General features: G+C 57.6%; 19 protein-coding genes. 12 read left to right on the forward strand and 7 right to left on the reverse strand.

The genetic code is table 11. The features are described from left to right. Positions 1–43: 43 nt before the first annotated feature. Complete coding sequence (hsdR, locus tag Q666_RS57360; RefSeq protein WP_022998776.1) at positions 44–3451, reverse strand: type I restriction-modification system endonuclease; 3408 nt, start codon at positions 3449–3451, stop codon at positions 44–46. A gap of 681 nt (positions 3452–4132) precedes the next feature. Between hsdR and Q666_RS57365 the strand changes: the two genes are divergently transcribed. After that, a complete protein-coding gene (locus Q666_RS57365) occupies positions 4133–5041 on the forward strand; it encodes a cupin-like domain-containing protein (protein ID WP_022998777.1) in 909 nt (302 codons plus the stop codon). Positions 5042–5107: 66 nt separating this feature from the next. Here the strand turns inward: Q666_RS57365 and nagA are convergent, their stop codons facing one another. The 3 genes from nagA to Q666_RS57380 are packed head-to-tail and all read right to left on the reverse strand — an operon-like array spanning position 5108 to position 8066. Beyond that, positions 5108–6262 carry an N-acetylglucosamine-6-phosphate deacetylase gene (gene nagA, locus Q666_RS57370; RefSeq protein ID WP_022998778.1) on the reverse strand — a complete coding sequence of 385 codons (1155 nt, stop codon included), beginning with the start codon at positions 6260–6262 and terminating at the stop codon, positions 5108–5110. Then, the gene (locus Q666_RS57375) at positions 6259–7299 is read right to left on the reverse strand and encodes an SIS domain-containing protein (RefSeq protein WP_022998779.1); all 1041 of its coding nucleotides are present in this window, start codon (positions 7297–7299) and stop codon (positions 6259–6261) included. The genes nagA and Q666_RS57375 overlap by 4 nt, the downstream gene beginning before the upstream one ends. Positions 7300–7304: 5 nt before the next feature. Next, positions 7305–8066 (reverse strand): GntR family transcriptional regulator, encoded by a 762-nt coding sequence (locus Q666_RS57380; RefSeq protein WP_022998780.1) that lies wholly within the window; start codon positions 8064–8066, stop codon positions 7305–7307. A gap of 205 nt (positions 8067–8271) precedes the next feature. On the opposite strand from Q666_RS57380, the gene Q666_RS57385 reads away from it, so the two are divergent. The 8 genes from Q666_RS57385 (at position 8272) to ugpC (ending at position 16412) form a co-directional block, all read left to right on the forward strand. After that, entirely contained in the window at positions 8272–9153 is an 882-nt protein-coding gene (locus tag Q666_RS57385; protein WP_022998781.1) for an N-acetylmuramic acid 6-phosphate etherase, read from the forward strand. Between the two features lie 254 nt (positions 9154–9407). Beyond that, a complete protein-coding gene (locus Q666_RS57390) occupies positions 9408–10319 on the forward strand; it encodes an ROK family protein (protein WP_022998782.1) in 912 nt (303 codons plus the stop codon). Next, positions 10316–11062: a copper homeostasis protein CutC gene (locus Q666_RS0133930; RefSeq protein WP_031268565.1), complete on the forward strand. Its 747-nt coding sequence runs from the start codon at positions 10316–10318 to the stop codon at positions 11060–11062. The genes Q666_RS57390 and Q666_RS0133930 overlap by 4 nt, the downstream gene beginning before the upstream one ends. Next, positions 11059–12228 (forward strand): Gfo/Idh/MocA family oxidoreductase, encoded by a 1170-nt coding sequence (locus tag Q666_RS57395; protein ID WP_022998784.1) that lies wholly within the window; start codon positions 11059–11061, stop codon positions 12226–12228. Before Q666_RS0133930 ends, Q666_RS57395 begins: the two co-directional genes overlap by 4 nt. Positions 12229–12236: 8 nt before the next feature. Further along, positions 12237–13133 (forward strand): sugar ABC transporter permease, encoded by an 897-nt coding sequence (locus Q666_RS57400; protein WP_022998785.1) that lies wholly within the window; start codon positions 12237–12239, stop codon positions 13131–13133. Further along, positions 13123–13965, forward strand: coding sequence for a carbohydrate ABC transporter permease (locus Q666_RS57405; protein ID WP_022998786.1), 843 nt, complete (start codon positions 13123–13125; stop codon positions 13963–13965). Before Q666_RS57400 ends, Q666_RS57405 begins: the two co-directional genes overlap by 11 nt. Before the next feature lie 35 nt (positions 13966–14000). Beyond that, positions 14001–15212 carry a sugar ABC transporter substrate-binding protein gene (locus Q666_RS57410; RefSeq protein ID WP_031268566.1) on the forward strand — a complete coding sequence of 404 codons (1212 nt, stop codon included), beginning with the start codon at positions 14001–14003 and terminating at the stop codon, positions 15210–15212. Positions 15213–15284: 72 nt separating this feature from the next. Then, complete coding sequence (ugpC, locus tag Q666_RS57415; protein WP_031268568.1) at positions 15285–16412, forward strand: sn-glycerol-3-phosphate ABC transporter ATP-binding protein UgpC; 1128 nt, start codon at positions 15285–15287, stop codon at positions 16410–16412. 91 nt (positions 16413–16503) lie between these two features. Here the strand turns inward: ugpC and Q666_RS57420 are convergent, their stop codons facing one another. The 3 genes from Q666_RS57420 to Q666_RS57430 are packed head-to-tail and all read right to left on the reverse strand — an operon-like array spanning position 16504 to position 19616. Next, positions 16504–17571, reverse strand: coding sequence for a D-TA family PLP-dependent enzyme (locus Q666_RS57420; protein WP_022998789.1), 1068 nt, complete (start codon positions 17569–17571; stop codon positions 16504–16506). A 3-nt stretch (positions 17572–17574) separates the two neighbouring features. After that, positions 17575–19092: a M81 family metallopeptidase gene (locus Q666_RS57425; RefSeq protein ID WP_022998790.1), complete on the reverse strand. Its 1518-nt coding sequence runs from the start codon at positions 19090–19092 to the stop codon at positions 17575–17577. A gap of 2 nt (positions 19093–19094) precedes the next feature. Beyond that, a complete protein-coding gene (locus Q666_RS57430) occupies positions 19095–19616 on the reverse strand; it encodes a hypothetical protein (RefSeq protein WP_022998791.1) in 522 nt (173 codons plus the stop codon). 87 nt (positions 19617–19703) lie between these two features. On the opposite strand from Q666_RS57430, the gene Q666_RS57435 reads away from it, so the two are divergent. From Q666_RS57435 to Q666_RS57445, 3 genes are read left to right on the forward strand one after another with little or no spacing between them, the layout of a single operon-like run. After that, the gene (locus Q666_RS57435) at positions 19704–20090 is read left to right on the forward strand and encodes a RidA family protein (protein WP_022998792.1); all 387 of its coding nucleotides are present in this window, start codon (positions 19704–19706) and stop codon (positions 20088–20090) included. A 4-nt stretch (positions 20091–20094) separates the two neighbouring features. Beyond that, positions 20095–20961, forward strand: coding sequence for a MurR/RpiR family transcriptional regulator (locus Q666_RS57440; RefSeq protein WP_022998793.1), 867 nt, complete (start codon positions 20095–20097; stop codon positions 20959–20961). Then, positions 20954–21754 carry an SDR family oxidoreductase gene (locus Q666_RS57445; protein ID WP_031268572.1) on the forward strand — a complete coding sequence of 267 codons (801 nt, stop codon included), beginning with the start codon at positions 20954–20956 and terminating at the stop codon, positions 21752–21754. Before Q666_RS57440 ends, Q666_RS57445 begins: the two co-directional genes overlap by 8 nt. Positions 21755–21756: the final 2 nt, after the last annotated feature.

A 21756-nucleotide genomic window follows, 5' to 3' on the forward strand; every position in this document is an offset into this window, starting at 1 on the left:
TGGGCGTTCTTAGCGCCTTCTATCGTGATTCCTTGCCCGTGTGTCAGGCAGCGGGTGTTTCCCAGATCGCGGCATTCAAATCCTGCAGAACAGCATCAAGGTCTCCATCAAACTCTTCGGCGATCTTGTCGTAGCCCCCTTTGTCGGCAAAGGACCCCTGATCAAGCAATGACGGGTCCGCGATCGGCTTGTCCTTCAGCGCCCGACCGATCCGGCGCAGCCAGTCCTTCTGCTTGCGTGTCCAGTCGCGGGAGCCTTCGATTCTGGTGATGGCATCTTCCACCCGCTTCTCGTAGGGCACCAGAGGGTCCCCCAGGGCGGCCTGCCGGACAAAGCCGATGATATGAGCCGCAATGTCGGCGTTACGGGCCTTGCCGTAGGCTGCCCTGAGCATGGACTCCGAGTAGTTCTCTTCATCAAGAGCTGCCGCCAGCTCGGAGAGTTCCTTGCGGGTCAGGTCACGAGGCCGCTGCGTGACCGCGATCATCGCCGGCACCTTGTTCATGTTCTCCTTGATGAAGCGCTCAAAGCCTTCGATGTAGTCCTCCGGCCTGGTCCCTTCGCCAAAGATCTCCTCTATCCGAAGCAGTTCGTCTTCGTGATGGGAGATCACGATGCCGTCGCTACCGCTTCCGACCGGTCGGCGTTCCAGCAGCTCGACGGCCCTTGGATGCTCCTTCAGCCATTCCTGAAGCTCAGCCCCGGTCCTCGTCGCCAATGTCTGCACGGCCTCTTCGGGGGACTGCCCGGTGTGGTGCTCGAAGCTCTCGCGGGTCTCGTCATCCATGTGACCGGCAAGGGACCGAATGCGCACGATCACCTGACCGGCGACCCAGTTCTTGTCCTCGTCATCAGTGGCATTGGTGAGGTCAGCCACCAGCTGGCCGAGGGAGACATCCGGCTTTACCACCACGGGCCGCATGTCGGACATGTCCTGAAGTTCGGCGTAGAGGTCGACCGCATCGAAGATCCGGAAGTGCTCCTTGCCGATCTCCGGGCAAAGGCGGGTTGCACGCCCGATCATCTGGTCATAGAGAATGCGGCTTCTCACCCTGCGCAGGAAGACCAGATTGCAGATCGAGGGAATGTCGACACCGGTGGTCAGGAGGTCGACGGTAACGACATACTTCGGATAGCTGTCGTTCTTGAACTTCAGGATCAGGTCCTGGTACTTGTCGACCGATCCCGTTATCTTCTGGACCATGCCATAGGGCACGGCGTCCTCGCCGTATTCGTCCTGCAGAGCCTCCACGAGGAGCCGGACCACATCGTCCGCATGGCTGTCCCTTGCGGCGAAGATCAGCGTCTTGCCCGGCTTGTCAGGCGGGATCTCGGCGGCTATGGCGCGGCAGACCGTTTCGTTGAAGGCTTCGGAGTAGACCCGCTTGTTGAAGGTCGCGAGGTCGTAGTCCAGTTCGACATCGTCCGGCAGTTCGAAGAGATCGACGACGCCGGTCTTGCGGTCGATGATCTCGACCTCCTCGCCCCCGCTGTAGTGAATGCCAGCCTCGGCCAGCGCCGTGGTGATCCGCTTCGGCGGCAGGTGATCGTTCAGGAAACCCTCGACGACGGCTTGCCGGTAGCCATAGTGGAACACCGGGTGCCCGAAGATCTGCCGCGTGTGCAGCGCAGGTGTCGCGGTCAGGGCGATCTTCACCGCATCGAAGTAGTCGAGCACCTGTCTGTAGGCAGACTGGTAGTCCTCAAGGTTCCGGAAACCAAGGTCACTCTCACGAAGCTCGGCATCGAGCGTGTAGCCCCTGTGGGCCTCATCCACGATGATGCAGTCGAAGGTTCCCGGCGTCGGGCGCTGGGCAACGTCAGGCTCGTTCAGGATGCGGGCGATCAGTGACTGAACGGTTGCCACTTGCACCTGATCGTCCTTTTCCGGCACCTTCTTGTCGAGCCTGGCCACCTTGTAGATCTGTGCGAAGTTCAGCATGCCGTCGAGTTCTGTCGTCTCGAGGGCATCTGCTGTTTGCTTGCCAAGCGCCTTCCTGTCGACCAGAAACAGGATACGGCGGAACCTCTTGTGCTTGAGAAGGCGATACATCAGCGCGATGGCCGTTCGTGTCTTGCCTGTTCCCGTTGCCATCGACACCAGAGCATCCCGGGACCCGTCTTCAATGGCCTTCTCGACAGCCTCAATGGCGTCTTCCTGATAGGGTCTGAGTTTGCCCTTGCCGAGCTTCTCCTCAGCCAACCCTTGGGCAGCCGCGTCGACATCTGTCTCCAGCTTGTCGGTGAGGTCCTTGGGGGAGAACCATTGGCGCAGCGGATGCGGCTGATTGCTCTGGCGGCGGGTGTCCAGATACCAGATTCCGGATTTCACCTTGAACTGACGGATGAAGGGACGCCCGTTGGTCGCGAAGATGAACGGGACGCGGAACGGTTCACCGAGCCCATGCTTCCAGGGGCCGCCTTCCACGAGGTTCTCAGGTTCGAGCAAGATGCCTTTGGCGTAGCGTTCGGTCTGTGTCAGCACACCCGGTACGTCGACAGACTCTCGCTTCGCCTCGACGACAGCGACACAGGTGAGCCCGGCGAAGAGCGCATAGTCGACCGGTCCTGTCTCGGTGGGCCATTCCGCTATGGCCAGGTTCCGTCCAGCTTCAGGTCTGGTTCCCTTGGAGTGGCGCAGAGTGGCGGTGTCGGCCTCCCAGCCCATATCGGCGAGCTGCACGTCAATGAGGCGGCGGGTGTCCCTCTCGTCCAGATCCAGCTTGCCAGCGGCCTCGAAGGCCAGCTTCTGGATGAGGACCTTGTCCTGTTCAGGTGCTTCCTCAGCCTGCTTCTGAAGGGCCTCCAGCTGTTCCTTGAGAGCAACCGTGTCCTCTTCCAGCTGAACGGCTGATTGCTCCCAGATGGTGCTCTCTTCCGTTGCCTGACGGGCAAGCTCCTCTGCGGCTTCCCGAGCCTTTTGGAGTTCTTCAGCGGATGCCTGAGCTGCCGCCGCCGTGGCTTCGGCCTCCCGTACCTGTTTTCTGAGGACTTCAAGCTCAGCCGATGCTTCGTCCTCGATGTCTTTCGGGCTGCGCGGAGGAACGAAAGGCCCTGCCTTGAAGGCTGGGTCCTTGCCGTAGGTCCTGCGATACCAGACGCCCAGTGACCGGCAGAACTTCAGCGCTGCAAGGGCTTCACCTGCAGAACCGCCCACCTCATGAACTGCTTCGTTGCCCTTCCTGCGCACCGCGTGAAAGACATCAGTGACTTCCCGAGGGATCACCTGGCTGGCTGCAAGGCGCCTCAGGATCTCGTTGGTGCCGTCCTTCGACGTGGGATCGTAGTGGCCGCTGAGAGCCGCAACCTCCTTCACCATGTACTCCGCGAACTGCCTACTCTTGATGAGAGAGGTGTTGGCATCTTCCGCAAAGAACCGCTCAGCCAGAACACCAAGCCGGTGAAGCTCGGGGCTGAGAGACTGAAGATGGTCAAAGTTCGTCGAAGACATCAAAGAAACCAAGGCTGATCAATGCCTTACAATTTCTGAGAATACCCTCCGGAGTCAACAACCTTTGTTTCAACCACGGATATCTGGATGGTGTGCTTGTACCAGCCTGCGCAACATTCGGCCCGAAAACCATGAGGGCCCTTGCACAGGGTACGCGAATGTGCTCAAGGATGAGGTACACCATGGACACACAACGAGGTACACCGCCTACCGAAAGGCATCGGAAGAGACCCACATCAAGCAATTGATTTCACGAAACGTTTCGACGTAGTACGGCTCAGTTCGACTTACCGCCTAGGCCCGGCCTGGGGAGCCATCACCACCTCTTCCTAATCCTCCCGAATGCTGCATTTCTGAAGGCACGGACACTGTTAAGTGTCCAGGTTGATCTTATTCACGTTTGATCTTGCAACAATCTGCACCGCCTCAAAAATCGACAGCCATTTGATGCGAACGCGTCTTTCGCAGCAGTAACGTTCCGTATCATCTTCCTAAACAACATTTCCTGGCTACGTTTTTAACGAAGATCGCGCCTCCAGTGGCTCTGCGTCTTTGAATAGCGCTTCTTGATAAAGCTCCAGGTTGCTCCTATCGTGATTTCTCCAAAGGGAGCATCATGGAAAATCGCAGCTAAATCCAGCACCCCTGAACCCGCAAATCTTCACATGCGTGGTACCTTTTATGAGCGGCGACAACACACACACCATTGCCACCGTAACCGCAGCACCAGGTTATGCCGAATTTCTTGAAGCCTACTGCGACAAGGAACAGCCCCTGCTGATAAAGGGACTAGCGAAAAACTGGCCCGCGCGGGAAAGGTGGCAATCCGGCCGATTACGAGCAGAACTCCATACACTGCCAAAGGTCCGCGACAGAGGTGTCTTTTTCGTCAGCCGCTCCCCCGTACTCGAACAAGATTTCGAGATGCCGGATTTCCTGAAGGAGATCCTCGCGTCCGATCGGATAATGCAAGATTCCGTTGCCTGGAGGTTCTGGATCAACAGCAGGAACAACCGGACAGAGTTCCACTACGATACCAACGCCGAGAATGTCATCACAGTTCAGGTGAAGGGCCGTAAGGAATGGGTACTGGTTTCGCCCGAAACACCGCTACCGTGCTACCCGTTCACCAACTTCTCTTTACTGAAAGACGAAGAGCGATTGCTGAGGAACAAGCGGTTCTACAAATTCGATCTGGAGGAAGGCGATCTTCTCTATCTGCCGCCACATTGGTACCACCGGGTGGTTGCCAAGGAAGACGAGAACATCAACATCAATTGGACTTTCACGAAACGCGAAACCTCGGTCATCTCGAAAGAATTCAAGCGTGACATGGAGCGGTGCGGCCTGCTGCATTCATTCAAGAACAGTGATTCCGCGCTGGTTCGGCGCTGTTACGAAACCGCTATCCGCGCCCTTCCAAATGTTGGCGGTATTGGCTGGGGTCTGAAATCGTTCATTTCATCACCCTATACGCCAAGCCGCGGAGCGTTGGTCAGCCGCTTCTTCAAGGAATTGCTGCAAATACCGAATACGCTGCTGACACTTCCAAACGTTCGCTCAACGCTGAAAAAGGTCGACAAGACCTAACCGGCGAACGCGCTGCCAATCCCACAAATTTGGCGCGGTATGTAGACCACCAGCGTATATGCCGGGCTACGTATTCGAGAATTGCTCTCCCGCAATCCATACGCCCTCGACCTCATAGGCATTGCCAAGCTGTACGAAGTCAGCCGGATAGCCTTCTTCGAAACGACCGAGCGGGCGCCCGAGAACGTCCGCAGGATCACTGGTCGCCATTGCAAGAGCAGCTTCGACCGGAAGCTCGAGTGTACCGGTGAGAAACTTCAAGGACGCCGGCAAATCTATATCGGCGCCGGCAAGCGTGCCGTCTTCGAGGGTCAATGTGCCATCGCGGCGAAAGATTTCCCGACCTCCGAGAAAGAAGGACGTAACATCGGTGCCGGTCTGGGACATGGCGTCGGTAACGATAAAGATCCTGCCCGGGCCAGTCTTTGACTTGAGCGCAACCCGCATCGCGACCGGGTCGACATGGACACCATCAGCAATGATGCCCACGTTGAGCGCGCCCAGATCGAGCGCGGCGCCCACAAGGCCGGGTTCGCGGTGTTGCAACGGGCTCATGGCGTTAAAAAGATGGGTGACCATCGAAGCACCCGCTTCAGCAGCTGTCTTGCACTGCCGGTATGTTGCTCCGCTGTGGCCAAGACTGATGTGAATTCCCGCGTCAGCCAATTCCCGCATCTGTTCTGGCGGCACCGTTTCCGGTGCCACAGTCATGATGAGGCTTGGCAATTCCCGCGCCGCGCGCTGGTAAAGCGCCATATCTTCGCGGTTCAAAGGCCGGATCAGATTCGGGTCATGCGCCCCCTTGCGCCCCGCGAACAGATGCGGCCCTTCGAGATGCAGACCGTGAAACCCCTTCACGCCCCGCGACCATGCGGCAATTGCCAGATCAACGACTTTTCGCGTCACCTCGGGCGTGTCCGTAATCAAAGTCGGTGTCAGGGCTGTTGTCCCGAGGCTGACATGGGCGGCGCAAATACGTTCGATATCGTCGACTGTTTCCGCATCCCCCAGCATCAAGCCACCGCCGCCATTGACCTGCAGATCGATCAATCCCGGTGCGAGAATGCCGTCACCAAGATCGACAGTCTCTACGCCAACGGGCACCTGATCGGCCGAAAGAAGGCCAGCCACCTTGCCATCTTCGACAAGCAGGGCAGCATTCGCATGGATTTTCTCACCATCGAAAACCCGGCTGCAGAGATAGGCGGTTGTGGAGGTCATACGGTCTGGGTGACTTTCTTCAGGTGCTTGGGAACGTCCGGATTGAAACCGCGCTGCCGTGCAAACCATTCGATGAAGGCGTAGAAAGAAACAATCTGCACCAAGGCGTCGGTCAATGGATGCCCGGTTGCCTGGAACGCCAGCTTTTCTGCCCGCTCCACCTTGTCGGTCGTTGCAAAAACACTTCCACCCTGGTCCACCATGCGATCCGCAGCCTGGGCTAGCCCCTCTTCGGCTGCATCGCGCACACCAAGTGCCAGGATCGGGTATCCGTTTTCGACGATCGAGACAGGACCGTGCATTACCTCGGCGGACGAATAAGCCTCCGCATGGATCTGGCAGGTTTCCTTGAATTTCAACGCAGCTTCATTTGCGATTGCCAGACCAGGTCCACGTCCAATGACATAAAGCGACCCCCGCTGCTCGATCGGCTTGGCAAGCGCGCGCCAGTCCTTGTCGATTGCTTTTTCAAAATGCTCCGGCAAGGCAGCCAACGCGTCGAGCAGTTCCTTGTCAGCTCCGATTTCCGCCAAAAGCAGCAGGCCCGCCAAGACGGAATTGACGAAGGTCTTGGTCGCCGCGACGCTACGCTCAGGACCTGCGCAGATATCGATGGCGGCGCTGGAAAGCTTTGCCAGTTCACTTCCCGACGTATTGGTAAACCCTACCGTGAAAGCCCCCTGCTCGGTTGCACTTTCAACAACCGAGAGACTGTCCGGGCTGGCGCCGGATTGGGAAATTGCAATCACAAGTGCCTGGCCCAGCTTGACCTTGCCGCCATAAACCGAGGAAACGGATGGGCCGAGAGAGGCCATGGCAAGACCAAGGTAGATCTCCGAGGCATATTTGAGAAACGTCGCAGCGTGGTCAGAAGAACCCCGAGCGACGCTTGCCAGGAACACCGGCGCGCCTGCCTTCTTTGCAATGTCGCGGATCAACGGGTGTCCATCGGCCAACAGACGACGCGCAGCGTCCGGGATTTCTTCGATTTCCCGGCGCATGTGCGTCGGCGTGGCCATGGTACTTGCTTCAATCATCAGGATTAGTCTTCCGAAATCTGAAGTTCGGCGATGAAGTCATATGCATCGCCGCGGTAAACGGAACGGGTGAATTCGACGACATTTCCGGAGGCGAGATAGGACACACGTTCTATTTTCAGCCCGGCAGACCCGGCCGGCACACCGAGAATATCGGCATCGATAGGCTCAAGATTGCGGGCTGAAATGCGCTGGATAGCGCGAACAGGCTGCAAGCCGGCCGTGCGCAGGATGGCATAAAGAGACGTGGTGACCCGCTCCGGATGAGGCAGGACGCTCTCGGAAAGGGAGGCACGCTCGATTGCCATCGGGGTGCCGTCTGCCTTGCGAAGCCTGTCGACGCGGGCAACGCGCTGACCGGACGTGAGACCGAGCGTGAACATTTCTTCGGGCGAAGCTGGAAACAGTCCGCGGCGCAGCCACTCGCTGCTGGCGGAAAGACCACGGCGTGCCATATCCTCGGAAAAGGACGTCAGGCTGGAAAGGCGCTGTTCAACTTTATGCACCTTGGGGGCAACGAAGGATCCGCTGCCGCGCTTCTGGACAACGACCTGATCCTCAACAAGTCCGGCAACTGCCTTGCGCACCGTCACACGGGACAGATCCGTAATGGAGGCAATCTCGCGTTCAGACGGAAGCGGCTCATTCTCCTTCAGCACGCCGTCGTCAATAGCCTGCTGAATGCGCCGCCGCAGCTGCAGGTATCGGGGACCGCTGGAATTCGCCAACCAGTCACCATTTTCCAGCAAGGAAATGAAGTCAGTCATGAAAAGGGGCGCCTTAGGAGATGAAAATAATACCTTTCAGATACCAATTTAAACTCTATCGAAACCGAAAATCAAGTGTTAAAACAATTTCCGAACCTGCATCACCGCCGCTGGAGCACCCAACGGAAACGTTCCAGGCGCGTGATTGCCTTGAGAGACTTAATTCCGCGATACGAAACTTGGTGTGCCTCCGAGTTCCTGAACCATGAATTTGCCGACGACCGAAGACCGCGATCCGATTTCCATTGGCCTGTCCAAAAAGTCTGATGAAGACGTCCTGTCGCTGCTGCTGCAACGGCAGAAAGATGCGCTGAATGCCACCGAAACGGCCATTCCGGAGATCGCAAAAGCCGCCGAAGCACTTCAGACAGTCACTGTTTCAGGTGGAAAAATCGGTTATGCCGGCGCCGGCAGTGCCGGACTGACAGCCCTGGCGGATTGCCTGGAATTGCCGGGAACGTTCGGCTTTCCCGTTGAGCGCATGCGCATGCTCTATGCCGGGGGGGCTGCAAACCTGCTTCACCTTGCCGGCACATATGAGGACGACGAGGAAGCCGGCTTCGCTGACTTTCAAAAATCAGGCCTTGGAGAAGGAGATATTCTGATTGCAGTTTCTGCAAGTGGATCAACTCCTTATACTCTTGGTACGTTCAGAGGTGCACAGGCGGCACGCACAAAAACCGTTGCATTGGCAAACAATCCAGACACTCCCCTCCTCCGTCAGGCGGATTTTCCGATCTTCCTGAAAACACCTCCCGAAATCATCGCAGGCTCTACACGCCTCGGGGCGGCAAGCGCCCAAAAAGCTGCACTCAACATGATCTCTACATTGGTGGCACTGAGGCTTGGACACGCAGTTCGTGGCCACATGGTCAACCTGGTTGCGGACAATGAAAAACTGCGCCAGCGCGCTTATCGCATCCTTCAGGATCTGACGGGCTGTACGGCAGAAACTGCAGCAGAAAAGCTCCAGCAGGCCCAAGGCAGAGTGAAGGTTGCGGTTCTCATGATTCGAGAAGGCCTCGACGCCGAAAGCGCCGAAATGTCGCTCAACGAACACAGCGGAAACTTGCGTCCTTTCCTTTGACGCGTGCCAGCGCCTCCAACAGACACCGGGCACACTTTCGAACATAATCCCGTCCGCAAACCGCAGGCCGAGCCTTCTCACGGCACTATTGAGCTTGCGCGATGTAGCCGTTGTTTTTGACAGGTGTCAGCCGCCCAATTCCTTTAAAAAATGATGCCAATTTCTTTTTTTGGTTTACTACCAATGCGATTGGTTGCATATTGGTATTATAACTGGACGTTAACAAATATAACCCAGAGGCGTTTGAACAGGCGATGACCACCTGTTTTGATATTGGCGGCTCCTTCATCCGACATGGAGAACTCCAAGCGGATGGAACCGTTGCGGAAAAAGGCCGGGTAGCGACACCCGGATCTGACTGGCAGGCGTTTGTAGACGCGATTGCCGACTGCTCCGGGCCGGATGGATCTCCTATCTCGATTTCGCTTGCAGGCGCCTTTGATACCCGCAGCGGCATCGCGGATGTGGCCAACATCCCCTGCCTGCATAAACGCCCCGTGCAATCGGACCTGGAAACCGCCCTCAAACGTCCTGTCGCCATTACAAATGACGCCAATGCTTTTGCGCTTGCCGAAGCCGTCGACGGCACCGGACGGGGCAAGCCGGTCGTTTTCGGTATTATTCTCGGGTCAGGTGTCGGCGGCGGGCTCGTCGTCAATGGCACGCTTGTTACCGGTTATGGCGGCATCGCGGGTGAATGGGGTCACGGCCCCATCATGGACCCGACAGCTGGTGGCCAGTTGAAGGGTATTGAGCACTATCCCTGCGGCTGCGGCCAGACAGGATGCATCGACGCGATCTGCTCGGCCCGTGGCATGGAGAAGATCCATCGGTCACTGCATGGGCTGGATCTGGCAAGCAAGGATATTACTGCCGCCTGGCATGCCGGTGATGCAGCAGCCACACAAACGCTCGACGCCTTCACCACTCTGCTTTCGCGAGCGCTTTCCGCTTTCGTCAACACACTTGGTCCGGATGTCATACCGGTGAGTGGTGGCCTTTCGAACGATCTTGTACTTCTCGACGTGATCGATCGAAAGACACGTGACCTTGTTCTTGCCGACTATAGCGAGCCACTCGTCATTAAGGGTGAATTTGCCGCCAATGGCGGCCTGCATGGTGCCGGCATCGTGGCCCGTACGCTCATCAAGGAGGCGGCCCGGTGACCAGGATCCCCCTCGAGGTATGTGTAGACACCCTCGAAGGCGCCTGGACGGCAGCCGAAAACGGCGCTGACCGAATTGAATTATGCGCAGCTCTGTCCGAAGGCGGCCTGACCCCTTCACAGGGGTTTATGGTGGCCGCGGCCAGACTACCGGTTCCCGTCTACGCGATGATCCGCCCCCGATCCGGTAATTTTGAGTACTCGGACCTGGAAAAGGCCTTGATGCTGCGCGACATCCACGCGGCTGAAAAAGCAGGTCTTGCGGGAATCGTGATCGGGGCAGTCGACAGCCAGCACAATCTCGATCGAGACTTTCTGGCCGCATCCATTAACGGCACCAGACTGCCGGCAACTTTGCACCGGGCCATCGACACCGCACGCGACTACGAAAAAGCGATTGAAGACGCGATCACGCTCGGTTTTGAACGCGTGCTGACCTCTGGACAGGCCAGCAAAGCAGAACACGGCCTTTCACTGCTTCAGCAGGCGGTCAATGTCGCTGCAGGGCGGATTTCCATTATGGCAGGATCGGGTGTCACCGCCGCCAATGCTTCCCAAATTCTCAAACGATCCGGCGTGCAGGAACTGCATGCGTCCTGTTCTTCCGTGAAGCCCTTGCCGGAGCCGCAGGACCTGGAAACGCGCCTCGGCTTCGTTTCCGAGGCAGGCATCAAGGACACCGATGGAAACGTCGTCCAGGCACTTCGCCGTGCCATGGACCAATTTACGGAGGCCGCAGCATGAAGACCGGCTATGTCGGACTAGGCGCGAGAATTGCCAATGTCAGCAACTGCCTGCAGGAGGTTTCGGGAGATCTTGATCCCTGCGCTTACGTCGACCCGACACCCGCCGGCCTCAAGCATGTCGAGGCCAAATGCGGCCACAGCCTGACCGCCTACACCGATCTCGACAGGATGATCCGAAAGGAAAAGCTAGACCTCCTGATGATCGGGTCCCCCAATTTCATGCACCTCGATCATCTGCGAACCGCGCTCAAATCCGATGTACGCTACATCTTCTGTGAAAAGCCGGTTGTCGTCAGCGAAGAGGAAACCTTCGAACTCCTGTCCCTGATGAAGGAACATGGTGGATCGAAACGTGTCCTTGTCGGACTGGTGCTGCGATATTCGCCGCTCTACACCGAACTTCAGAAAAGTCTCAAGTCCGGCCAGATCGGCAAAGTGGTCTCGATCGAGGCGTCCGAGCATATCGGCCCCTACCACGGGTCCTTCTTCATGCGCGACTGGCGCCGCTATGACCGGAATTCCGGCGGCTTCATGCTGGAGAAGTGCTGCCACGATCTGGATCTCTACCAAGGTGTGACAGGTTGTCGGCCGCGTTTCGTTTCCAGCTTCGGCGGACGCAAGAGTTTTGTTCCGGAGAACCGGCCGGATCAGGACCATACCTTTCCGACACCGAAAATCGAAGGCAGGGTCGATCCGTTCACACCACGCTGGGGTGGGGGCAACGCCGACTTCGACAGTGATGGCGACATCATCGACTACCAGACAGCGCTGATCGAATACGAGGACGGCGCGAACCTCTGCTTTCACACCAACATGTATGTACCGGACGAATTCCGGCGCTTTGCCGTCATGGGGACCAAGGGCATGGCGGAAGGAGACTTCATTCGGAATTACTACCGGGTGCATGACGCCCTGACATCCGCCTGCCTGATCGACAAGCCGCAGGTCGTCGATGCCAGTCGGCACGGCCACTATGGCGCCGATGAAGCCATGGCGCGTGACCTCGACCATTACTTCCACAACGGCGGACATCTGCCGGTCAGCGTTCTGGATGCGCTTGAGGCCGGTCTGACGGCGATCAAGCTGGACGAAGCGCGCCGGACGCGCAGCGTCATCGACCTTGCCGAAACCTGGCAGCAATTCGACAGCTACGGCGTGGCATAGGAGGCACCATGGCGCACTCGCGAAAGAAGACCGACTATTTTCCTTATCTGCTTCTGGTGCCGGCGTCCCTCGTCATGCTGGCTATCGTCGCCTATCCGCTTTTTGAAACATTCCGGCTTTCCTTCACCAACACGAGCATGAGCCCGAACTACGAATACGTAGGGCTGGAAAACTACGAGAAGCTCATGTCACGCCGCTTTCCGGAAGTGATTGCGCGCACCTTCTACTGGATGGCTCTCTCTGTAGCGCTGAAAATGCTGATCGGAACCCTGGGAGCCGTGCTTCTCAACGCGATGGTGCCGGGTCGCACCCTGTTTCGCGTGCTGGTCATGCCGCCGTGGGTGATCCCGATTGCCATTGGCGTCTTCATCTGGGGATGGATGTACAACGGTCAGTTCGGAATGATTTCCGGAATGGCCCAACGGCTCGGCATTCTGAGCGGGCCGTTCGAATTCCTCGCCTACAAGAACTCCGCCTTCATGTCGACCATCGTGACGGACGTGTGGATCGGTGTTCCAATGGTGACGCTTTATCTGCTGGCCGCCATGCAGTCCATTTCTAAGGACCTTTATGAAGCGGCCTGGGTGGACGGGGCCTCTCGGCTCTACAGGTTCCGCCGCATTACCTTGCCATTGATCATTCCCTCGATCGCGACGATGGCGCTTCTGTCGGCCATCGCCACCTTCAACTCCTTCGACATCATCTGGATCCTGACAGAAGGCGGTCCGCGCGGCGCAACCACCACGATGATCATCGACACCTACAAGACCGCGATCAGCCGCTTCAAATACGGCGAAGGCGCCGCCAGAACGGTGATGATCGTGGTGTTCCTGGGCTCGTTCATGCTGGTCTATTTCATGCTGCTGTCGCGCCTTGCCAAAAGGAGCCCGCACAATGCTGCATAAGTATCGCTGGTACGAATATGTGCTGATCTATCTCGGTCTCGCGGTGTTTCTGACCTTCGTCCTGGCTCCCTTCGTCGAAGCCTTCGTGGTGTCGCTGAGGCCGCTCAGCAGCCTGTTCTCGATCCCCTACAAGTTCATCACCGACAAGATGAGCTTCGATGCCTACATCACCATGTGGCAGAACGTGCCGCTGTTGTGGGTCTACATGCTCAACTCGTTCTTCATCGCCACGGTGGTGACGGTCCTCGGCCTGTTCTGCATCATCCCGGCTGCCTATGCCTTCGCCCGGTTCGAGTTTCCAGCGCGAAACTCGCTGCTCGGCATCTTCATAGCGGTGAACATGTTCTCCGGTGCCGTACTGATCATTCCGCTGTTCAAGCTGATGCAGCAATACGGGCTGCTGAACACCTATTTCGCGATGATTGCGCCTGGAACGGCCTTCGTCATTCCGACCGGTATCTGGCTTCTGCGCTCCTATCTGATCCGGATCCCCAAGGAGCTTGAGGAAGCAGCCTGGGTGGATGGTGCTGGCAAGATCTACACGCTCTGGCGCGTGATCATTCCCGTGGCGTTGCCGGGCATCGTGGTGGTCACGATCACCGCTTTCATCACCGCTTATGCGCAGCAATTCATCTATGCGCTGACCTTCAACTCCGTGAACGAACTGAACCCGCTTCCTGTGGGGCTGTTCCAGTTCTTCGGACGCCAGACCGTGGTCTGGAACGAACTCATGGCCGCCAGCCTCGTGGGCATCCTCCCCGTGCTGTTCGTCTATGTGTTCCTGCAACGTTTCATCGTCGCCGGTCTCACGGCAGGCGCCGTCAAAGAATAACAAAAAGAAGAAACCAACCAGAAAAGGGAAAACAGATGACACTTAAATCAGTGCTATTGGGAGGGGTCTTCGCGCTCTCTCTCGTCGGAGCCTCCCAGGCAGAAGACAAGGTCATTCACATGATCAACTGCGGCGACAACACCGGCGCCGGAATTCCATTGCAGGATGAGTTGATCAAGGGTTGGGAAGGCGAAAATCCGGGCTACAAGGTCCAGCTCGAGTTCGTTCCCTGGGGCCAGTGCCAGGAAAAATCCACGACGCTCGCGTCCGCCGGTAACCCGCCGGCCGTTGCCTACATGGGTTCGCGCACGCTGAAGCAGCTCGCAGCCAATGACCTGATCATTCCGGTCAACATGACAGAAGAAGAAAAGGCCACCTACGCGGCCCCGATCCTGGCAACGATCACTGCGAACGGTCAGCAGTGGGGCCTGCCGCGCGCCTTCTCCACCAAGGCACTCTACTGGAACAAGGATCTCTACGAGGCTGCAGGCCTGGATCCGGATACGCCGCCGAAGACCTGGGACGAAATGTACGATTTCGCCAAGGCTATCAAGGACAAGACCGACTCTGACGGTTTCGGCCTCGCGGCCGCGTCCTTCGACAACACCATGCACCAGTTCATGAACTACGTTTATACGAACGGTGGTCAGGTCATCAACGAAGACGGCGAAATCGTCTTCAATTCCCCAAACAACGTTGAAGCCCTAGCCTTCTACGGCAAGATGGCCGAGGTCTCGCAGCCGGGCCCGATCGCCTATGACCGCGCGAAGCTGCGTCCGCTGTTTTCCGAAGGCAAAATCGGCATGTTCATCTCCGGTCCGTGGGAGCGCACCCGCGTGACCGACGTGAACTGGGGCGTCGCACCGATCCCGGTCGGTCCGTCCGGCACTCCGGGCACTTTGCTGATCACCGACTCGCTGGCCGTTTTCAAGGGGTCCGGCGTTGAAGAACAGGCGCTTTCGCTCGCAAAGCTTCTGACCAACCCGGAAAACCAGATGGCCTTCGAATTGGCTGAAGGGTTCACACCGCTGCGCGATCTGCCGGAAGTGCGTGCGCTGGTTGAGAAGGACCCGACCTGGTCTGCTTTCCTCGATGCGATCCCGACCGGTGGTCCGGAGCCGTTCGTCACCGATTACGTCGGCCTTCAGGACTCGATCAACGAAGCCGTTCAGGGTGTTGTCCTTGGTGAAGTCGATCCGGCTGAAGCCGTCGAAATCGCCGCGGAACAGCTTGAGGAATTCAAGTAACACCTTGAGCACTGTCCGGGCCCCCTCTCCCACTTTCGGGGGCCCGGTCACCTCTTCAAAAAAGGAATGACCATGGGCGAGTTGCAGCTGCGCGACGTACGCAAAAGCTATGGCCATATGGAAGTCATCAAGGGTGTCAATCTTGATGTGGACCATGGCGAATTCATTGTTTTTGTCGGTCCGTCCGGATGCGGAAAATCGACCTTGCTGCGCATGATTGCAGGGTTGGAGGAAATCACGGGCGGCGATATCACGATCGAGAACAAGGTCGTCAACGATCTGCCGCCTGTCAAACGCGGCATCGCCATGGTATTTCAGTCGTATGCGCTCTATCCGCATATGTCTGTCTACGAGAACATCGCCTTCCCCTTGCGCGTCGAACGCCTTTCCAAGGACAAGGTGGAGGAGAAGGTTCAAGCCGCTGCCGGCATTCTTCAACTGAAGGAAAGACTGCAGCACAAACCGGGCGAACTCTCCGGCGGGCAACGCCAGCGCGTCGCCATCGGCAGGGCCATCGTGCGCGAGCCTTCCGTTTTCCTGTTCGACGAACCCCTGTCCAATCTGGATGCGGCACTACGAGCGGAAATGCGTGTTGAACTTGCCAAGCTGCACACGGAACTTGACGCGACCATGATCTACGTCACCCACGACCAGGTTGAAGCCATGACCATGGCGGACCGGATCGTGGTGCTGGATCACGGTATCATCTCCCAGGTCGGTTCGCCGCTGGAGCTTTATCACAAACCGCAGAACACCTTCGTTGCCGGCTTTATCGGCAACCCCAAAATGAACTTCATCGAGGTGTCCGGAAAAAGTTCCGGTACTGAAGGCGTTGTCGTCACCTTGCCATCAGGCAAGGACCTGACAGTCAAGGTAGATGCCGCGGAAGAAGTTGCAGGAAAGAGCCTTACCCTTGGCATTCGCCCGGAACATCTGACACTAGGCGTTGCCGATGCCTCCATAGAGATTGTTCCGACCGTCGTTGAACATCTCGGCATTCACACCGTCACCTACAGCACGGTTGCCGGTGCCAAGTCCACTTTTTGCAGCGTCTTGCCCGGATCCGCCCCGGCGAAGGTTGGTGTGCCTGTTTCCATGGGACTGAAGGGTGTGGATTGCCACCTGTTCGACGGTAACGGAAACGCTTTTGACCGCCAGCTTTCGCTTGAAGAACTGGATGCTGCGGACATGCATATCTGACACTTGCCATCAGATACCCCAAATGAGAACGGCCGCCCCGAAAGGCGGCCGTTTGAAATTTCGGGAAACGGCGGGCAAGCCGTCTGGAGGACTAGACGACTTGCCCACGGGCGGCGACCGTCTCGATGCGGGTCACCACGCCGTCTCTGTGAAACACCAGGCGGTCGAAAAGGTTTGAAACGACGCACGTATGGTTGGGGATGATCCGGACCCGTTCGCCGATCTGCGGTTTTTTGCCGGACTCCGTCAGGTCGACGACGGCATGCTCCTCGCTGAGCGCCGCAATGGATGCCTCCGGATAATCGATCAACAGGCCGTGGTCGGAAAAACCCAACAAATCGGACGTCAACGCTTTCGATCCCGCATCCAGAACCGCCCGGTTTTCGGTCGGCCGGGAGACGACTGTGGCCAGCACATGCATGGCGCAATCGTCAAAATCGCACATACCGGCGCGCACCATCGAGCGGTCGTTGAAGATATAGGTTCCGGCCCGGTGCTCCGTCGCGCTAGGCACAAGATCACTGTCGAACAGGCTCGGTGAACCTCCATGCGAGACGACGGGGCACTCAAGACCTGCCTGTTTCAGAAGTGACAGTGTTTCAGAAAAAAAAGTTTCAACCGCCGTTTCGGAGGATGCCTTCGGATAGGTCAGCAGACCATGGAATACCAGTCCGGGCGATGCATCGATGCGCTTGGCCAGCGCGACCGCAGCATCCGGATTTTGCACGCCGTTGCGTCCGGCCCCTGTATCGCATTCGACCAGAACCTTCAGCGGCTGATCCCCGGAAAACGCACTCGCCAGACCGTCGACGACAACTTCATTGTCGGCAACAACCTGCAGATCCACCTTGGTATTCAACAACTTCAACCTGTCGAGCCGCGATTTGCCGAGCATATTGAAGGTGATCAGGATATCGGTGAAGCCTGCGTCGGCGAACACTTCCGCTTCGCTTATTTTCTGGCAGTTGATACCGCGTGCGCCGTAGGCCAGCTGCAATGCGGCCAGCGCCGGGATCTTGTGTGTCTTGATATGTGGCCGGAAGTTCCGGCCAATACGGTCGAAATACTCCTGTGCAACCTTGATGTTAGTCTCCATGACCGTTTCATCGATCACGGCGACAGGGGTCAGAAGATCATGCACTGACAGCCCGACACTCATCGCTTAGCCTCCCTTGCGGCCGGCAGTACCGGCACTGGTATCGGTTTCATGCCCGCTCGCGTTGACTGCCTCGTTGATCGGCCAGATATCCCTCGGCGCTTTCTTATAGGGGGTTACCCTCGGGTCGTTGGGATAGGGACGTCCGGCGGCGCAATAGAGGATCAACGGACTGATGCGGGCAAACGATTGATGAAAATGGTTCGTCGACTTGACCACCAGGATCTTCCTTTTGGTCGGATCGATACCGAAGTTGGAAAACAGGCTCGTGTCGAAGCATTGGGCGCGGGTCGAATTCAGGATCACTTCGATCCCGCCAATCCGGATCAGACTCGCGTCACCGATGGGAACGATGCTCTGGCCAAAAAACTGCTCTGCATTCCGGATGTTGCGGAGAATTTCAACTTCGGCGTCGATCGGGTCACCGGTTTCCGGTGCTGATTTCGCTCCGAACCGCAGCATCATGCGAGCCCCCTCGCCCGCTGCGTGACAGAGCTGGACTGCTACCGGGTCCCAGATTGAGCCGAAGGAAATGTTCTCGAGCTTGTCGGCAATGGCTTCTGCCAGCAGGACGGTCGCATCCCCGGCCGTTCCTCCACCGGGATTGTCCCACATGTCAGCGATCGTGACCGGACCACCTTCACAGGACAATGCCTTGGCGTAGGCTTCGGCCGGCGTAAGTTCAGCACTTCGAACCTTGCCGCGCAGCTTGAACAGGGCTTCTCCAAGGTCACGGGCAACTTCGGACCCAAGTGCCGGATCGTTGTTTGTCACTGCCAGCAACTTGGTCCCCATTTCGGGGACGTCGCCCGCCATGAAGCCATGGATGACCGAGAGAGACAAAAGGCCCGGCGTTTCCTGCTCCCGGCGGATCATGTCATCGACAAACCGGCGCATAGGCTCGGATGTTGTCGGGAAGACGTCAATCATTTTGGGATCGTAAACGCTCATTACAGGTTTGACTTCGCCTGCAACCGCTTGCCCGGCAATACGCCATGCATCCTCGGCCCGATCGACAAAATCGATGTGGGGAAATTCCTTGAAGGCGATGAGCGCGTCAGCCGCGGCAACACGCTTTGCAGTCAGATGACTGTGCGGGTCGAACGTTGCAATAACAGGGATATCCGGGCCGACCGCGGATCGAATTCGGCTCAGCAGATCCCCTTCCGGATCATCATACCCATCAGCCACCATCGCACCATGCAGGCCAATGACGACAACGTCGAAAGGTCCACCTGCCACGATCTGATCCAGGATTTCGTCACGCAAGCCCTCAAAGGTCTGCCGCGAAACCAATCCGGCCGGATCTGCCCACGCCGCCGTACCTTCAACCAGTTCCCAGTCGTTTTCACAGGCAAACCGGCGCCCCACGGTGACGACGGCAGAACACAGGGTCGGGGTTTCCGGATGCTCCCCCGGCCTTGCCAGCAGCGACGCCCTGAATGCGTTGATATCAATCCGGATCGGTGAAAACGTGTTGGTTTCTGTTGCCAGAGCTGCCGTAAAAGCGCGGGGCTTCGTCATGATCAGGACGCGGCTCCGAGAGGATTGGGCAAATATCCGGCAAAGCCGCAGATCTTCCAGCGCCCCTCCCTTCGGACACAGAAATAGAGCGTCTGCCACAACAAGCGGTCCTCACCGCCATCTGCTTTCCGGATGCGGCCGTCGAATTTCTTGTGCGCGATCGCCCGGTTTCCGTTGATGTCGATCTCGGTCAGGCGGGTAGCGTCGAAAATGGCGGCACGCGCGTCTTCGGCAAATTCCGTCGACTTGAAAATTTCCGCCTGGCTCAACCAGCGCTCCCTGTAGGAGCCGAGATCCGGAAACCCGAGTTTCCAGTCGTCGGGATTAGGTACCTTTCCGCCGTCTACGCCAAAAAAGGCTGGTTCGTCAAAATCATCGGCCACCTGTTCCCAGTCCGCTGCGACGAAAGCATTGATGTCCCGCATGACAAGCATGTCCCAGATCTCGGAGCGATCTTCGTCTTTTCCTTCAAATGGATTTGTCTGGCTGTCTGAAAGGGCCTGCATATCGGAAACCATTTTCATTTTGACGGTTGATTTTTGAAAAATATAAGGGTGAAATAAAACCAATGTCAAACCACTATGTAAATCATTTTCATTTTGGAGCCAAATATGTCTATCAAACGCTATGGTGCTGAAAAATCAGGTGCCGGCGGCCAGAATCTGCCCTTCGCTCGAGCCGTTGAAGCTGACGGCTGGCTTTATGTCTCCGGACAGGTACCAATGAAGGATGGTGAGATTGTCGGCACGGGGATTGTCGAACAGACTCACCTGACCATCAAGAATGTTATCGCGATCCTGGAAGAGGCCGGGTACGGCCTTGAACATGTTGTCCGCGTCGGTGTCTGGCTCGATGATCCGCGCGATTTCTGGTCGTTTAACGGAGTCTATAAAAGCTATTTCGGTGAACACCCACCGGCACGCGCCTGTGTCCAGTCAACCATGATGGTGGACTGCAAGGTCGAGATTGATTGCGTCGCTTACAAGAAGCCGGCCTGACCCCATGCGGGATATCCTGTCCGTTCTGCAACAGATCGAGCCGGAGCTGTCCAAGTCGGAACGGATCCTGGCTGCATTGTTGCGCAACGATGCCGAGTTCATCGTCAATGCCGGCATTACGGATGTTGCTGAACGGGCAGGTATTTCGCCGCCGACCGTTACCCGTTTTTGCCGTCGGCTTGGCTGCGAGAGTTACACCGCTTTCAAGGTGCAGGTTGCCCAGGTCACCTTCGCCGGAACCAGGTACCTGACCGCTAATGCGGCTTCTGACGCGCCGCGCGATATTGCTGACAGTCTTCTGGCTCAGTTTCAGGATGCAGCGACCAGTACGCGCAAAGCGTTGGACATGGAGTCGGTGCTTGCAGCTGCAGATGCGATCTCGACCGCCAATCTGCTGGCAGCGTTCGGTGCGGGCGGGACATCCTCGATGATTTCGGACGAAATGCAGAACCGGTTTTTCCGCCTGGGTCTGCGTACGGTGAGCGTGACGGATCATGCCATGCAGCTGATGCAGGCAGCCACCATGAGGACCGGTGACGTCATCATTGCGTCGTCTGTCTCTGGCCGGAACCTGCAAATGGCACGTGCGCTGGAGGCAGCGAAGACCTACGGGGCAATCGTAATCGCCCTCACCCGCCCGGGTCGGCCCGTCGCCGATCTGGCGGACATCACGATTGCCATCGACCTGCCCGAAGGTGACAACATCCTGCGGCCAAGTACCAGCCGCTATGCCTTCCTGTTTGTGACAGATCTCTTGGCAACGCTTGTCGCCATGCGGCGGGGCGACGAGGCTCGAGAAAACCTCAGACGCGTCAAATACCAGCTCAGCAACACGCGCGATCCGGATGACAAGGAAGCCCTCGGTGACTGATCAAACTCCGAAACCCGTTGCGGTAGTAACGGGCGCAGCCGGCGACATCGGCATGGCCATTGCTGCGCAGCTGTCAGCAACCCACATCATCGCCGCTGTCGACATCGACATGATTGCCCTCGAAGGCGCGGTGGAAAGTCTTGAAAACCACGGTGCTGATATTGCTGCGATCCAATGCGACCTGACCAAGGCTGACGACCTAGCCCGGCTTGCCAAGGAAGCTGCCAGACTGGGGCAGGTCAATACAATCATCAACAACGCGGGCGCCGCTGCGGCACTTACGTTGCATCAGATGACTGCCGAAACGCTGTCCAGGGATCTCGCCCTCAATCTGGAGGCCGCGCTCAACTGCTTCAAGGCCTTTGAACAAGCCTTGATTTCAAGCGGTGCCGGCAACGTGGTCAATATTGCCTCTGTCAACGGACTGTCTGTCTTCGGTCACCCAGCCTACAGCGCTGCAAAGGCCGGCCTGATCCATGCAACAAGGTCCATCGCCGTCGAATATGGGAAGTATGGCATCAGATCGAATGCCATCGCGCCTGGCACTGTTAAGACCCAGGCCTGGAAAATACGGCAGGCTGCCAATCCGGACGTCTTTGACGAGGCCCTGTCCTGGTATCCGTTCAAATCCCTGCCAGAACCGAACGACATTGCCTCGGCCGTTTCATTCCTGATCAGTCCGGCGGCGCGTTGCATCACGGGTGTTTGCCTGCCTGTCGACAGTGGGCTCACTGCCGGGTCACCTGCCCTTGCCCGAACCTTCACTCAATCTCCCGATTTCGACGGATTTTAAGT

It is taken from the genome of Labrenzia sp. C1B70 (genome assembly GCF_000475395.1).
Lineage (GTDB): Bacteria > Pseudomonadota > Alphaproteobacteria > Rhizobiales > Stappiaceae > Roseibium > Roseibium algicola.

Coding starts and splice junctions, on each gene's coding strand:
- hsdR (WP_022998776.1), bottom strand. CDS start 3,451: ATGTCTTCGACGAACTTTGACCATCTTCAGTCTCTCAGCCCCGAGCTT.
- Q666_RS57365 (WP_022998777.1), top strand. CDS start 4,133: ATGAGCGGCGACAACACACACACCATTGCCACCGTAACCGCAGCACCA.
- nagA (WP_022998778.1), bottom strand. CDS start 6,262: ATGACCTCCACAACCGCCTATCTCTGCAGCCGGGTTTTCGATGGTGAG.
- Q666_RS57375 (WP_022998779.1), bottom strand. CDS start 7,299: ATGATTGAAGCAAGTACCATGGCCACGCCGACGCACATGCGCCGGGAA.
- Q666_RS57380 (WP_022998780.1), bottom strand. CDS start 8,066: ATGACTGACTTCATTTCCTTGCTGGAAAATGGTGACTGGTTGGCGAAT.
- Q666_RS57385 (WP_022998781.1), top strand. CDS start 8,272: ATGAATTTGCCGACGACCGAAGACCGCGATCCGATTTCCATTGGCCTG.
- Q666_RS57390 (WP_022998782.1), top strand. CDS start 9,408: ATGACCACCTGTTTTGATATTGGCGGCTCCTTCATCCGACATGGAGAA.
- Q666_RS57395 (WP_022998784.1), top strand. CDS start 11,059: ATGAAGACCGGCTATGTCGGACTAGGCGCGAGAATTGCCAATGTCAGC.
- Q666_RS57400 (WP_022998785.1), top strand. CDS start 12,237: ATGGCGCACTCGCGAAAGAAGACCGACTATTTTCCTTATCTGCTTCTG.
- Q666_RS57405 (WP_022998786.1), top strand. CDS start 13,123: ATGCTGCATAAGTATCGCTGGTACGAATATGTGCTGATCTATCTCGGT.
- Q666_RS57410 (WP_031268566.1), top strand. CDS start 14,001: ATGACACTTAAATCAGTGCTATTGGGAGGGGTCTTCGCGCTCTCTCTC.
- ugpC (WP_031268568.1), top strand. CDS start 15,285: ATGGGCGAGTTGCAGCTGCGCGACGTACGCAAAAGCTATGGCCATATG.
- Q666_RS57420 (WP_022998789.1), bottom strand. CDS start 17,571: ATGAGTGTCGGGCTGTCAGTGCATGATCTTCTGACCCCTGTCGCCGTG.
- Q666_RS57425 (WP_022998790.1), bottom strand. CDS start 19,092: ATGACGAAGCCCCGCGCTTTTACGGCAGCTCTGGCAACAGAAACCAAC.
- Q666_RS57430 (WP_022998791.1), bottom strand. CDS start 19,616: ATGAAAATGGTTTCCGATATGCAGGCCCTTTCAGACAGCCAGACAAAT.
- Q666_RS57435 (WP_022998792.1), top strand. CDS start 19,704: ATGTCTATCAAACGCTATGGTGCTGAAAAATCAGGTGCCGGCGGCCAG.
- Q666_RS57440 (WP_022998793.1), top strand. CDS start 20,095: ATGCGGGATATCCTGTCCGTTCTGCAACAGATCGAGCCGGAGCTGTCC.